Raw genomic sequence first — 13,933 nt, 5'->3', positions numbered from 1 at the left:
GCCCCGTGTCAGCCAAGACACCACACGTACTGGTCATCGGGGCCGGCACCGGCGGCCTGTGCCTGGCCCACGGGCTGCGCCGGGCCGGCCTCGACGTCTCGGTGCACGAACGCCACACCACCCGCGCCGACGGCCTGCTCGGCTACCGCGTCGGCATCAGCCCCACCGGCAGCCGGGCGCTGCGCGAGTGCCTGCCGCCGGAACTGTTCGACACCTTCGTCGTCACCTGCGCCCGCGCCCCCCGCTACTTCAACGTCATCACCGAGCGGCTGCGCCGGACCGCGTCGTTCGAGCTGCGCCCGGACGCCCACCCGGTCGACACCGAACGCTCCGTCGCACGGATGACCCTGCGCCAGGTGCTGCTCACCGGCCTGGAGGACGTCGTCCACTTCGGCCGGACCTTCACCCGGTACGAACAACGCGACGACGGCACCGTCACCGCCCACTTCGCCGACGGCAGCAGCGCCACCGGCGACCTGCTGGTCGCCGCGGACGGCACGCACTCCGCGGTCCGCCGCCAGTACCTGCCGCACGCCGCCAGCCGGGACGCCGGCACGATCAACATCGCCACCCGGATCCCGCTGACCGACCACACGCGCGAGCTGATCCCGGAGCGGCTCCAGCAGGGCATCTCCCTGATCTTCGGCGCCGGTGGGATGATGGGCGTGCTGCACGTGATGGAGTTCAAGTGGGACCGCCACGGCGAGATCAAGCCCGGGGTCACCGACGCCGACGCCGCACTGTTGCGCCGCTGGCCGGGCCTGCGCCACGACACCACCCGCGACAACATCAACCTCATCGTGTGGAGCAACGCCCGCCGGTTCCCCGCCGACATCATGCGGCGACGAGGCGGCGAACTGGTGGAAGTCGCCCAGGAACTCACCCGCGGCTGGCATCCACAGCTACAGGAGCTGCTGGCCCGCTGCGAACCGGGCAGCGCCCTGCCGGTCAAGGTCTCCACCGCCGAGCCGGTCCCACCGTGGAAGAGCAGCACCGTCACCCTGATCGGCGACGCGATCCACAGCATGACCCCGGGCCGCGGGGTCGGGGCGAACACCGCCCTGCGCGACGCCGCCCTGCTCAACCGTCAGATCAGACTGGCGGCCTCCGGCGACAAGACCCTGGTGCAGGCCGTCGCCGACTACGAGGCCGAGATGATCCCGTACGGCTTCGCCCGGGTCGCCGACTCGTTGCGCAGCAGCGGCACCAGCGGCGACGACGCGCTGTACCGGCCGGTGATCGGCCGGCTCGCGCTGCTCGGGGCGCGCAGCTACTTCGGCGTCACCAGCCGGGTGCCCGCGCTGCGCCGCAGGTTCGTCGACGACTTCTACACCTACCGCGGCGAGGCCGACTGACAGCCCAGCCCGCGCGGGCCCGGCACCGCAGGACGGTGCCGGGCCCGCGCTGTCCGGGTCCGTTCGCAGGCCCTCGGTGGACGGCGGGACCGGCGACGCGGCGGAGCGCGGACGCCCCGCCGCACCACGTTCAGTCACCCCGCAGCCACCCAGGGTGCGAAGCGTCCCACCAGCGTTGGAAGCCAACGGTCCTCCCTGCCGCCGACACGGCGCGTGTGCGAAGCTGCGACGGATTTTTCTCGCGACTTTTCACCGACCACACTCAATAAGAGGGAGATTTGCCGTGCCGTCGACTTTCGGGCAATGGCTGATCGTGATCCTGGCTCTGCTGCTGGGCGCGGCGGCCGGATGGGTGCTACGCGGCCGGCAGGATGCGCCGGCCACCGTTACGCCCATCGTGGAGGGCGACCCTGTCGCCGGGGTGGCCGTGGTGTCCGGCCCGACCGCCGAGGCCACCGTCGACACGCACCGGCCGGAGGCGATCGTGGCCCCGGCCGCGGCCCCGGCCGCCGTGGTCGACCCCCCCGCTCCGGAGACCGCCGAGGCGACCCGGCCGGGCGCGGTCCTCGCCGACAAGGACCCGACCGTCTTCGCCCCGGCCGACACCGCCACCACAGGGGCCCCCGCCGACGCCGAGCCCAGCCCGGCCTCCGCTCCTGCCACCGACCCGAGCCCCGTGGACGCGGCCACGACCGGAGCGCTCTCGGCCGACGCTACCGTCGACAACGGAACGCCGAAGGCCGACCCGTTCGTCGACGAGGGCCGGACGGACGACGAGGCCAGCCCGGCCGCGCCAGCCGCCCCGGCCCACACCGAGGCCGCGCCTGTCGAGGCGACCCATGCGGAGGCCGCCCCGGTCGAGGCCGTCCCGGTCGAGGGCGCCCCGGTCGAGGCCGTCCCCGCGCAGGTGGCTCCGGTCGAGTCCCCCCTCGCCGAGACCGCTCCCGCCGAGACCACGTTTGCCGGGGTCACGGCGGAGAAGCCCGCTCCCGTCGCGACCCCGGCGGCTGAGGAGGAAACTCCAGTGTCGGCGGCTGAGGAAGCTCAGGTCCCGGCAGTCGCCGGGCCGGTCGTGCCGGCCCCCCGGGCCGCCGCCGACGACGCCGAGCCGACCGCGACTGTTTCCGGCGACACCGAGGCGGACCCGGTTGTTTCCGGCGATGCCGAGCCGACCCCGGCTGTTCCCGACGACGTCGAGGCGGACCCGGTTGTTTCCGGCGACGTCGAGGCGCCCGGGGCCGAGTCCCGGGACGGCGTCCGCGAGGCCAGCCCGTCGGCCCCGGACGCGGCCCCCGTCCCCACGCCGTCAGCCGGTTCCGCAACCGCCGACGACTTCCGGCGCATCCAGGGCATCGGGCCGAAGATGGCCGCCGCGCTCCAGGACGCCGGCATCCGCACCTACCGGCAGCTCGCCGACCTGAACGAGGCCGCGCTGCGGGACACGATCCGCGCTGCCGGCCTCCGTGGGACGTCGAGCCTGGCCACCTGGCCCCAGCAGGCCATGGTGCTGGCGGGCGCCCCGGCTGAGGCCGACCGGGTCCTCCCCACGCCGGTCGGCGCCGACGACCTGTCCTGACCGACGACGCCGGTCGGTGGTCCTCCTACACGGGGCCACCGACCGGCGCGCGGCCGACCGTTCCTCGTCATCACCCGGCAACGGCACCCTGGTCAACGGCATCATGTTCAACCTCAGTCAGCCGAAAGCGGGGCAACCGGGCCGCCTCCGGCTGACGGTCCACGCAGGTCCGGCGACAGTCGGCCGGCCCGACCTGGGGCGCGGGTTGTCCGCCCGGGTCTCGCAGTTCCGCCCCGACTGCGTACCGGCCCTGCTCACCGCTGTCCTCGGGGACGCTTCCCGCCGGCGCTCGGCCACCCGGGCCGCCCACCCGGGGCTATGACTGAAATCGGACAACCGTCCCGCCCGCTCGGCCCGGACACCGTTTAGCCGATCGCCGTGGATGGGTACAACGGGGCCACCTCGACCTACCACAACCCGGGAGGAAGCCATGCGGCGTGGCCCGTCGATTTTGGGAATCATCCTTGTCATCTGGCTCGTCATCGGCGCGATCGCCGCAGGCCAGCGCGGCTACTACAAGGGCGACGACACGAACTGCGCCGAGGCGGGCACCATCCTGGTGACCATCGTGGCCGGTCCGCTGAACTACATCGGCGCCAACCCGAAGGTCGACTGCGACCTTCCCGAGCCGTCCAAGTAGACCCGCTCGCCCCGGCCCGCGCCCCCACCCCGGGGGCGCGGGCCGTTGTATGCCCGCCCCGTTCCCGCCCTCCCGGGCCGGGGAGGCGAGGTATCCCCGGGTCAGGCGGGACACTTCGACCAGGCAGTGGTCAATGACCAGAACCTCGGCCGAGCACGGCACCACCGGTTCCCCTCTCGTACCCGCTCGACAACTCCGCGTCCTCCTGGTCGACGTCGACCCCGAATCCGTTCGGCAGCTGCGGCGCGGTGTCCGGTCCGTCGGGGTGGCTGACTGCCAGGCGGTTTTAACCGCTACAGCCACAGCCACCACTGACGAACGGCAGAGCAGCATGATCTCCGAGTACCAGCAACAGCTTCGTGACCGCTACCTGGCCGCGCTCGTCATGCCAGCACCAGAGCCCTGGCGTTCACCGTTGGAACGGTCCACCTGCATCCCCATCGGCGGCCTGCTCGGCGTTGGGTTCGCCACCGATCCCACCAACGGTCACGACCTCCTCATGGCCGTCTCCCACCAGGGACACGGGCTCTTCGATGCACCCACCGGCGAAAAGATCGCCCGTGACTACGACCCGGACCCAGACCTGCATACTCCGACCGGCCCTGACCTGTCCTGCCCAGGCATCGGCCCACTCACCGGCTCGCAGGTACGCATCGCCGGCCTGTTCGGCGGCGGCCTACACACCACCACGGATGACGGCTGGACCCTCGACGTCGTCGCACCCGACTGGCCCCACCACCGCGTCCTCCTGTCCGACGACGGCGGTCTCTGCGCCGGCCCTGCTGGCGAGCACTGGTGGCACATCTTCCATGCGAACTACTCGGAGCTGCGCGCCGCAGGATTTTCTCCCTCCGGGCGCACACTCCTCATCGCTACCAGCAGCGACATCACACTCTTCGTCAGACCACCATCGGAGTCCCCTAAATAAGTCATCACCGTCAGCTACCACGGGAGAAGACCGCAGGCAGGAATACGAGACAGTTGGATTACCTGACCCTGCCAGTCTCAAGCGCCGGGGAGGGACGCGTCCGCACTGCGCTGGTCTCCGACGGCACCCCGCCGTCCGCCGTCAGCCGCCGACGTGGATGCCCGGACGGCGGGACGGGTCCGGCTCGGACTTGCGGATGATCTCCCGCACCACGGGCGGGGTGTCGCCCCGGCCGAGGATCAGGTACCGCAGCAGGTGGGCGATGGGGTTGCCCTCGGACCACTCGAAGTGGGCGTGCGGGCGTACCCCGGTGGCGTCGCGCAACGCGAGCAGGATCGCGGCGATCGCGTTCGGCACGGCCGGGCTCGCCGCCCGCAGCACCCGGAACCCGCCGGCCTCCACGCCGTGCACCCGCAGCACCCGGCTGAACTCCGACGGGTCGACCACGTCGATCTCCAGGAACAGCACGTCGGCGGCACCCGGGACCGGGTTCATGCCCCGCTGTGCGCGCTCCTTGACCCGGTACTCCTTGACCGTGCCGCTGTCACGCTTGTTGGCGATCAGGTGCAACCGGCCGTCGTGGGCCAGGGAGTCGGCGACGAACCGGCGGGCGGCGGCGTCGAACTCGATCCGCTCGGCACGCAGCTCGGTGGTGCGGGTGACCCGGGAGATCAGCGAGACGGCGATGATGCCGGCCACGAACATGCCGGAGATGGCGATCCCGTCCGGCTTCTCGATCACGTTCTCGGCCAGGGCGTAGAGCAGCACCGCCGTGAGCACGGCGAAGCCGGCCGCGGCGGACCGCTGGCGGGCGGTGACCGCCGCGGCGGTCACCGCCACCGCGCCGGAGACCATCATCGCCAGGATCCCGGTGGCGTACGCGCCGGCCTGGGCGGTGACGTCGGCGCGGAAGGCGACGGTGATGGCGATGCTGATCAGCGTGTAGACGATCACCACCGGGCGCACCGCCCGCCCCCACTCCGGGGCCATCCCGTACATGGGCAGGTAACGCGGCACGATGTTGATCAGGCCGGCCATCGCGGAGGCGCCGGCGAACCAGAGGATCAGCACGCTGCTGACGTCGTAGACGGTGCCGAACCCCTCGCCGAGGCGCTCGTGGGCCAGCCAGGCCAGCGCCCGACCGTTGGCCGCGCCGCCCGGCTGGAACTCCCGCGCCGGGATCAGCACGGTGGTGACGAAGGTGGTGCCTACCAGGTACACCGACATGATCAGCGCGGCGGTGGTGAGCAGCCGGCGGGTGTTGCGGATCCGAGCGGCCAGCCGCCCGGCGGCGTCCGGGCCGTTCCCGCGCACCAGCGGCATCATGCTCACCCCGGTCTCGAAGCCGGAGAGCCCCAGCACCAGCAGCGGGAAGGCCAGCGCCGCCGGGCCGACCACGTCGGCGACACCGGTGCCACCGGCGGTCAGCGCGGCGGACCAGTCGCCCACCGCGCCCGGTTCGGCGGCGATCTGCGCCAGCCCCGCCACCACGATCACCGCGTTCAGTCCGAGGAAGACCGCGACCAGCGGGATGGCCACGGTCACCGCCTCGCTGAACCCCATCAGGAACACCCCACCCAGCACGAGCAGCAGCACCACGGTCACCGCCACCGCCGCGAGTTCACCGTGCGGGGCGGACGACGGCAGGTACGGGTTCTCCAGCAGGTGGACGGTGGCGTCGGCGGCCGACAGGGTGATCGTGATGATCCACGAGGTGGCGACGAAGCCGAGCAGGACGAGGACGAAGATCTTGCCGCGCCAGAACGGCAGCAGCCGCTCCAACATCGCCACCGAGCCCTGCCCGTGCGGGCTCTCCCCGGCGACCCGCCGGTACATCGGCAGCATCCCGAACAGGGTCAGCGCCACGATCAGCAGCGTTGCCAGCGGGGACAGCGCCCCGGCGGCGAGCGCGGCGATGCCGGGGAGGTACGACAGGGTGGAGAAGTAGTCCACCCCGGTCAGGCACATCACCTGCCACCAGGGGTGGGTCTTCGCCTGCGCCTCCCCGGCCTCCGGCCCGACCGGCTGCACCCGATGCTGGAACAGCCAGCGGCGCAGCCGGCCCACGGGCTCGTCCCGGGGGCCCGGACGCTCGACGCACTCCGGGATCGCCGCCGGGCCGGGGCCGCCGCGTCCGCCCAGGCGCGGGTCGCGGGCGGCCCGCTCGGCCGGGCTCGGATCCTGGGTAGGCCGCTCCTGCGGGCTCGGGTCCCGCGAGACCCGCACCCGCCGCTCCCGGGGCCGCCTCGGCCGCGCACCGTCCCGCCGCTCCGCCATGCCACGCCACCCCTTCACGCCCTGCTCCGACGGTAGGCGGTGCCGACGGCGTCGCCCGCCGGAACGGTGAGGAAGGCCGGCGGAATGGGCGCCGGACCCGGCAGGGGTACCGAGACCGGCGAAGCGGGCCACGCGGCGACGGGGCGGGCGGTGACGGGGAGCAGGGGTGGCGGGGACGGTGGGTCAGCTCGGCCCGGCGGGGGCGGCGCGCGCGAGGCTCAGCTCAGCGCGGCCGACCAGCCGTCCCGGTGCGCGTCCAGGGTCGCCGATCGTCATCCGGCCGTCCTGCCCGAGACAGGGGGATGCCCCCGCGCTCCCCCCGGTAGCGCGGGGACCCCCCGTCCCGGCTCACTGCAGGAACGCCCCGAGGGGCGACAGCAGCAGCCGGCCGAGCGCGGCGGCATTGTCGTCCAGCCGTTCGCGCTCACACTCGCGGGCATCCGGATCGTGCCGGCAGCGCCAGATCTTCTGCGCGTTGCGCCAGGCCACGTTCCGGGTGTACTCCACCAGCTCGCCCTGGTACCAGTCGTCGATGTCGCCGTTGAGCATGTCGATCATGAGCTGCCAGTTGTCCAGGTAGCCGCGGCGCAGCTCCGGGATCCGCTCCGCGAAGATCTGATTGATCTCCAGGTAGTCGTGGTGCTGGTCGCTGCCGTCGACCGGCTCGGACTCCAGGCTGTCGAACGTGGTCACCAACGCGAACGGCAGGTCGTAGTTGATGTGCGCGTTCACCCCGGCCGCGGCCGAGGGGAGCGGCCGGGCGTCCGGGCCACGCATCCGCCGGAACAGGCACGACCAGGCCCGCGGCGTGACCGGGCTCGACTCGGTCCAGTAGCGCAACGCATCGAAGTAGCGGGCGGCGAACTCCACGTCGAGCCGGGCCAGGAAGACCGGGTCGGCGAAGCGATCGTCGTACAGGCCGTTGAGCACGCTGGTGGTGATGGTCAGGTAGAGCTCGTTGAAGTCCGCCAGGGGGCAGCTGCGCTCCAGCGGAGGCAGCCGGACCAGCATGTCCTGGAGCTTGGTGAGGTGGTCGACCACCGCCGGCACGTCCGCCGGGTGGTCGGCCAGCAGGCCGACGATGTCCTGGTGAACAGGGCCCCAGACCGGTTCGCCCATTTCTCCTCCACTGTGGTCCGAGGCACCCCCGTGCCGCCGTCATCTGAGCACAGCCTTCCAGCCACGGCCCGTGCGGCGGATCAGTAGAACGACGTATAAGCAGCCGACCGACGTACGTCGGCGCCTACTCGGGACGGTTACGCAGGAAGATCGCGCTGGCCTGCACCCGGGTGCGGACCTGGAGCTTGTCGAAGATGTGCGAGACGTGCACGCCGATGGTCCGCTCGCTGATGAACAGCCGCTGGCCGATCTCCTTGTTGGTCAGCCCCTCCGCCACCGCGGCGAGCACCTCACGCTCCCGGGCGGTGAGCATCGCCAGTTCGTCGCTGGTCGGCTCGGCGCCGGCCGGGGGTCGGCCCTCGACCGACGCGCCGTGCTCCTCCAACTGCACCCGGGCCCGGCCGGCCAGGGTGCGGATCTCGGTGCTCAGCGGCACCGCGCCGAGCTGCTGCGCCACCTGGTACGCCTGGCGCAGCAGCTTGCCGGCGGTCGCCGTACGGCTGCGCCGGGCCAGCAGCGCCTCGGCCTGACGCAGCCGCGAGTACGCCGCCGGGTACGGGTGGTGGCGCCGCTCCCACTCGCTCACCGAGCGCGCCCACAGCTCGGGGTCGCTGCTCCCGTCGACGCGGCTGAGCTCGGCGTCGCACAGCGCCAGGAAGCCGTCGACCACGTCCCGCACGGAGCGGACGGCGTGCTCGCTCTTGCGGGCCACCCGCTCGGCCACCTCGCGCAGCCGGCGTACCGCAGTCCGGTCGACCGGCACCGTGCGGGACCCGTACGCCTCGGCCTCGGCCCGCAGCCCGTGCCAGACCAGCGCGGCGAGGATGCCCACGTCGTCGGAACGGCTCTCGGTCAGCCCTCGCTGCACCGCCTGGCGGGCCAGGTCGTGCCGGCCCTGCCACATCGCCAGGCCGGCGCGCAGGGTGAGCAGCGGGATGACGTGCCGGGCGCCGCCGCCGGCCAGCACCGTGGCGACGGCCTCCAGGTCCCGGTCGGCGGCCTCGATGTCGCCGTAACCCACCGAGAGGCGGCAGCGGGCCAGCAGCAGTTCCACGGCGTCCGCGCCGGAGGGGCGGTGCCGCAGCGCCGCCGCGACCACCTTCTCCGCCTCGGCCCACTGCCCCACCCGGAACAGCCCGTTGGTGGCGATGGCCAGCAGCCGGGTCTCGTAGGTGCGGCCCAGCCCCAGCTCGGCGACCCGCTCGGCGCCCCGGCGGGCCACCACGACACCCTCCTCCAGGATGTTCAGCGGCCCGGTGAGCAGCTCCGCCAGGTGCAGGTACGCGCACGCCACATCCTCGGGCCGGCCGGCCCGTTCGGCGGTGTCCAGGGCCTCCCGCATGACCGCCAGCCCGGTGTCCGGGTCCTCCAGGTACGCCTCGCTGAACCCCAGCGCCATGCTGGCCACGACGACCTCGGGGACGGACCCGTCCACCTCGGCGGCCAGCGCCAGGGCCTCCCGGGCCCGGTCGCCGGCGTCGGCGTACCGGCCCAGGTGCAGCAACAGCTCGGCCAGGTGCGCGGCTGCGGTGGCCCGCTCCCGGGAGGTGCAGTCGGCCGCCGCGAGGGCCCGCCGGTACTCCGCCTCCGCAGGGGCGGACCGGCCGGCGGCGGCCAGGTAGCGGGCCCGCCGGATGTGCAGCGCGCAGGCCGGGGCAGCGCCGTCGGCGGTGGTGGTGGCCAGTTCCTCCAGCAGGGCCAGCGCCCGGGCGTGCTCGCCGCAGTGGTGCGCCGCCTCGGCGGCGTGCCGCAGCAGGTCCGCGCGGTCGACGACGCCACCGTCCGGCGGGGACATCCCGGTGGTCGTCGCGGACGCCCCGGTGGGCTGGACGCCGGCCAGCTGGAGGGCCACCGTCCAGTGCCGGTGGGCCTCGGCGTAGCCGTGCAGCCGCTCGGCCTCCTCGGCGGCGGACACCGCCGCCGGCAGAGCGCGGGCGGGCTCGCCGGCCAGCCGCCAGTGGTGTGCCAACCGGGCCTGGTGCAGCTCCGCCGGGGCCGCGGTCAGCGCCTCCGCGTACCGGCGGTGCAGGGCCGACCGCTCGGCGGGCAGCAGCTCATGGGCGAGCACCTCGGCGACGAGCCGGTGCCGCAGCCGGTACCCGTCGCCGTCGCTGACCAGCAGCCGGTGCGCCACCGCGGCCCGGACCGCGTCGATCAGCTCCTGCTCCGGCAGCCGGGTCACCTCGGCCAGCAGCCAGTGCGCCACCGGCTCCACCCCGGCCGCCACCGCGTGCACCACCGCGTGCGCGGGCTCGGGCAGGGCGTTCACCCGGGCCAGGAACACCTCCCGCACGGTGTCCGACAGCCCGTCCCGGCCGTCACGCAGGTCCCGCGCCAGCTCCTCGACCACGAACGGGTTTCCGCCGCTGCGCTGCCACACCGACTCCGCCGTCTCCACGCCCAGCGGCCCGCCCACGATCTCCGCCGCCAACCGCTGGGTGTCCGCCCTGTCCAGCGGGGCCAGGTCGAGCACCCGCACCGACCGCAGCCGGCGCAGCTCGGTGAGCACCCGGCGCAGCGGGTGCGCGCCCTGCAACGACTCGGACCGCACCGCCGCCAGCACCGACAGTTGCAGGTCGCCCAGGCCGGCGAGCAGGTAGAGCAGCAGCTGCCGGGTGCTCCGGTCGACCCACTGCAGGTCGTCGAGCACGAGCACCAGCGGCCGGCCCTGGGCCACCAGGTTCAGCCCCCGGGAGACCCGCTCCAGCAGGGCCCCCGCGCCGTCCGGGCCGCCGGTCTCCTCGGCGAACATCCGCAACAGCCCGCGAACCGCCGACGAGGTGCGGGCGTGCGAGGCGGTCAGGTCCGCGTCGAACCGGCGCAACGCCTGCAACAGGGGGTGCAACGGGGAGGCGTCCCCGATGTCGAGGCACCCGCCGGTGAGCACCAGCGCGCCGGCCGCGCGCAGCCCGTCGCCCACCTCACGCAGCAGCCGGGTCTTGCCCACCCCGCTCTCGCCCGTGAGGAAGACCGCCGCCGTCTGTCCCGGCCCGACGTCGTCGAGCAGCGCGGACCGCAGCGTCGCCACCTGGCCGGCACGGCCGACGAGCGGTGCGGTGTCCACATCGCTGGCCATGGCTCGCAGCCTAGTCACAGGTCCCCGGGCCGTTCTACAAGTCTTTACGGCCACTGGTACGCCTCGCGTCGACATTACGACTAATGGTTGCGGGTGGCCGACATACGTCGTTCTGCCGATCCCCCGACCTTCCGGTGGTGGGAGTCTCCTGAGGTCGTCAGGCACCAACGGGGGGAAAGGACGGTGCGATGCCCATGTCCACGATCGTCACGAACACGCAGGTCACGGCACCGGCGGACTGGCCCGTTCCCGAGGAGCGGCGGACGGTCAGCGTGCTCTTCGCCGACATCGTCGGCTCGACCGCGCTGGTCGACCGGCTCGACCCGGAGGATGTCCGGGCGCTGCAACGCGCGTACTTCGACACCGTCGCCGGGGTGCTGGTCCGGTGGGGCGGCGTGGTCGAGAAGTACGTCGGCGACGCCGTGATGGCGCTGTTCGGGGCCCGGGAGTCCGACGGCTTCGACGCGTACCGGGCGGTGCGAGCCGGGCTGGAGATCCAGCGCGCGCTGGACGGACGGACGCTGCCCGGCGCGGCAGCCCTGCGTACCCGGGTCGGGGTTGCCACCGGCGAGGCGCTGGTGGACGTCGCCGCGTTGCGCGACGGCGCGCACGGCGTGGCCAGCGGTGCGGTGATCACCGCCGCCGCCCGCCTGCAGCAGCACGCCCCGCCCGGCGCCGTCGTCGTCTGCGCGGCCACCCGCCGTGCCACCGCCGCCCTGGTCGTTCACCGCGCGCTCCCCCCGCTGACCGTCGCCGGCAAGCCACTGCCGATGGACGTCTCGATCGCCGCAGGCGTGGCCCGCCCCGAGCCGACCGGCCACCACGGCCGGCTGGTCGGCCGCCGCCGCCAGCTGGCAGGCGCGCGGGACCAGGTGCTGCGGGCGGTACGCGAGCACAGCCCCCGCTGGGTGTCGCTGGTCGGCCCGGCCGGCAGCGGGCGCAGCCGGATGCTGCACGAGCTGCGCCGGGCCGTCGACGCCTCCGACGGGACCCCGGTGCGCTGGTGCGTGGTCGCCTGCCCGCCGTTCCCGGAGCGGCCGGTGGGACCCGTGGCCGACCTGCTGCGCGCGTTCGCCGACGTACGCGCCGAGGACCCACCGGCGACCGTCCGCCGTCGGCTGCTGGCGGCGGCGGACGGCCTGGTGCCGCCGGTACGGGCGCTGTCCACGGTCGTCGCCCTGGAAGGGCTGCTGGACGGATCGTTCCCGGCCGGCGCGGTGGTCTGGCAGCGGCTGCTGCTGCGTCAGGCCGCCGTCCAGCCCCTGGTGGTGGCGGTGGACGACCTGGACCGCGCCGCCCCGGCGGTGACCCGGTTCCTGCGCGGCCTGATCGCGGCGGCCGTCGTGCGGCGACTGCCGTTGGCGGTGGTGACCACCCACCGTCCGGAGTGGGCCGACACCCGGCCGGCGCCGGACGTCCGGCACGCCGAGGTGCCACTGCCGCCCCTGTCCCAGGTGGAGACCGGACGGCTGCTGCGTCAACTGCTCGCCCGGGCCGGTCAGCCAACGGCGCTGGCGGCGCGGCTGCTGCCCCTGGTCGGCGGCCTGCCCGGGACCGCCGAGGCGTACGCGCGGCGGATCCCCGAGGGGGCGGACCCGGCGGCGGCGCTACCGGACCGGGTACGCGCGAGCGCCGCTGCCCGGCTGGACGCCTGCGGCGGCGCGGAGCGCGCCGCGACGATGGTGGTCGCCGCGCTCGGGCCGTCGGTCCCCGCCGCGACGGTGGACCGGGCGTTCGGCTGGGCGCCGGGGCGGGCCGAGCCGGTCCTGCGCCGGCTCGCCGGCCGCGGCCTGCTGCGGCGCGTGGCCCGGGACGGCTACCGCGTCGCCGATCCGGCGCTGCGCCGGGTCGCGCACGACCGGCTGCCCCGGTCGGTACGGACCGAGATCGCCCGGCGGGCCGACCTGAGGGCCCCGGTCGGTCCGCACCTGGCGACGCTGCCGATCAGCGCTGCCCTCAGTCACCCGACGCTGCCGATCAGCGCTGCTCTGGGTCACCCGACGGACCCGGCGCGACCGGCCGGCACGACCCTGCGCTACCCGGCGGACCCGGCGCGACCGGCCGGCAGGACCCGGGGATACCCGGCGCGACCGACCGGCGCCGACCTGCGCCACCCGATCGACGCGCCACCGTCCCGCCCTCGGGGTGGCCCGCCGGTGCGGACGGGGCGGTCGCCGGCCACCCGGCGGGCCCTGACCGCGCTGCCCGGCCCCGCCGTGTCTGCCCGCCCCACGCCCGCCGGTCCGGCCCTGGGTGCGCCACGCCCCACGCCCGCCGTTCCGCCCGGGGGACCACGCCCCACGCCCGCCGTTCCGCCCGCAACGGCGGGGGCCCTGTGGCTCGCGGTCGCCCGTCCTTCCGCACCCGACTTCCGCCCGTCGGGCGGCCCTGCGAGGCGGGCCGGCCGGCCGGCGTGGGAGATCCGGCGCGGGCCGGGAGACAGCGGGGCGGCCCGACCCGGGCCCGGCGGCGCCACCCGGCCCGATGCCCGATGGGCGCCGGTCGTCCGTCTACACGAGTGGGCAGCGCCGCCACCGGCACCCGACGGGGCGGTCAGGTCGGTGGGCCCGACGGGGAGCACCGACGGAACCGGGGCCGGACCGGGCGACCGGCCGACACCGGGCGGCACGGCGACCGGCGCACCGGCGGTCGCGTCGGCGGCGCCGGTCGCCCCCGAGCGCACGTCGGCCGGCCGGAACGTAGCCGGCACGGCGACGGCAGCCGGGGCGCGCCCCGGCACGACGGCCCGCCCCTGGACGGGCCGGGCGACGACGCGCCGGGCGGCAACCGGACGGGCGGTGGCGGTTCGGATGGCGGACCGGACGGCGGGCCGGACCGTGGCGGTCGGGGCGACGGGCCTGACGGAGGCCGACCGCCCGGCCACCGGGACCGGCCCGGCCCGGCTGGCCGTGGCCGCCTGACAACCGACGCCGAGCGGGCGGGGCGGGTCAGCCGGGCGAGC

At 74.8% G+C, this 13,933-nt stretch carries 9 protein-coding genes; 6 read left to right on the top strand and 3 right to left on the bottom strand.

Annotation, left to right across the window (positions count from 1 at the left end; genetic code table 11):
- Positions 1 to 5: 5 nt before the first annotated feature.
- The 5 genes from OG559_RS26045 (at position 6) to OG559_RS26025 (ending at position 4,499) form a co-directional block, all read left to right on the top strand.
- Positions 6 to 1,355 carry an FAD-dependent oxidoreductase gene (locus tag OG559_RS26045; RefSeq protein WP_405108261.1) on the top strand — a complete coding sequence of 450 codons (1,350 nt, stop codon included), beginning with the start codon at positions 6 to 8 and terminating at the stop codon, positions 1,353 to 1,355.
- 283 nt (positions 1,356 to 1,638) lie between these two features.
- Positions 1,639 to 2,931: a hypothetical protein gene (locus tag OG559_RS26040; protein WP_405108258.1), complete on the top strand. Its 1,293-nt coding sequence runs from the start codon at positions 1,639 to 1,641 to the stop codon at positions 2,929 to 2,931.
- 16 nt (positions 2,932 to 2,947) lie between these two features.
- Complete coding sequence (locus OG559_RS26035; RefSeq protein WP_405108255.1) at positions 2,948 to 3,253, top strand: hypothetical protein; 306 nt, start codon at positions 2,948 to 2,950, stop codon at positions 3,251 to 3,253.
- Between the two features lie 108 nt (positions 3,254 to 3,361).
- Positions 3,362 to 3,571 carry a hypothetical protein gene (locus tag OG559_RS26030; protein ID WP_350888920.1) on the top strand — a complete coding sequence of 70 codons (210 nt, stop codon included), beginning with the start codon at positions 3,362 to 3,364 and terminating at the stop codon, positions 3,569 to 3,571.
- Positions 3,572 to 3,902: 331 nt separating this feature from the next.
- The gene (locus OG559_RS26025) at positions 3,903 to 4,499 is read left to right on the top strand and encodes a hypothetical protein (protein WP_405108252.1); all 597 of its coding nucleotides are present in this window, start codon (positions 3,903 to 3,905) and stop codon (positions 4,497 to 4,499) included.
- A 141-nt stretch (positions 4,500 to 4,640) separates the two neighbouring features.
- Here OG559_RS26025 and OG559_RS26020 read toward each other — a convergent pair whose 3' ends face one another.
- From OG559_RS26020 to OG559_RS26010, 3 genes are all read right to left on the bottom strand, one after another.
- Positions 4,641 to 6,776 (bottom strand): amino acid transporter, encoded by a 2,136-nt coding sequence (locus OG559_RS26020; RefSeq protein WP_405108249.1) that lies wholly within the window; start codon positions 6,774 to 6,776, stop codon positions 4,641 to 4,643.
- A 348-nt stretch (positions 6,777 to 7,124) separates the two neighbouring features.
- The gene (locus tag OG559_RS26015) at positions 7,125 to 7,895 is read right to left on the bottom strand and encodes a DUF5995 family protein (RefSeq protein ID WP_405108246.1); all 771 of its coding nucleotides are present in this window, start codon (positions 7,893 to 7,895) and stop codon (positions 7,125 to 7,127) included.
- 124 nt (positions 7,896 to 8,019) lie between these two features.
- Positions 8,020 to 10,971 (bottom strand): helix-turn-helix transcriptional regulator, encoded by a 2,952-nt coding sequence (locus OG559_RS26010; protein WP_405108244.1) that lies wholly within the window; start codon positions 10,969 to 10,971, stop codon positions 8,020 to 8,022.
- 188 nt (positions 10,972 to 11,159) lie between these two features.
- On the opposite strand from OG559_RS26010, the gene OG559_RS26005 reads away from it, so the two are divergent.
- Positions 11,160 to 13,892 carry an AAA family ATPase gene (locus OG559_RS26005; RefSeq protein WP_405108241.1) on the top strand — a complete coding sequence of 911 codons (2,733 nt, stop codon included), beginning with the start codon at positions 11,160 to 11,162 and terminating at the stop codon, positions 13,890 to 13,892.
- Positions 13,893 to 13,933 lie beyond the last annotated feature (41 nt).

It is taken from the genome of Micromonospora sp. NBC_01405 (assembly GCF_045040155.1).
Lineage (GTDB): Bacteria > Actinomycetota > Actinomycetes > Mycobacteriales > Micromonosporaceae > Micromonospora.
The sequence above is the reverse complement of the archived record's forward strand: the minus strand, read 5'-3'. Positions and strand labels throughout refer to the sequence as shown.

Bases quoted from the DNA above. Each gene is read 5' to 3' on its own strand.
- OG559_RS26010 (WP_405108244.1), bottom strand. From the start codon at position 10,971: ATGGCCAGCGATGTGGACACCGCACCGCTCGTCGGCCGTGCCGGCCAG.
- OG559_RS26005 (WP_405108241.1), top strand. From the start codon at position 11,160: ATGCCCATGTCCACGATCGTCACGAACACGCAGGTCACGGCACCGGCG.
- OG559_RS26030 (WP_350888920.1), top strand. From the start codon at position 3,362: ATGCGGCGTGGCCCGTCGATTTTGGGAATCATCCTTGTCATCTGGCTC.
- OG559_RS26015 (WP_405108246.1), bottom strand. From the start codon at position 7,895: ATGGGCGAACCGGTCTGGGGCCCTGTTCACCAGGACATCGTCGGCCTG.
- OG559_RS26025 (WP_405108252.1), top strand. From the start codon at position 3,903: ATGATCTCCGAGTACCAGCAACAGCTTCGTGACCGCTACCTGGCCGCG.
- OG559_RS26020 (WP_405108249.1), bottom strand. From the start codon at position 6,776: ATGGCGGAGCGGCGGGACGGTGCGCGGCCGAGGCGGCCCCGGGAGCGG.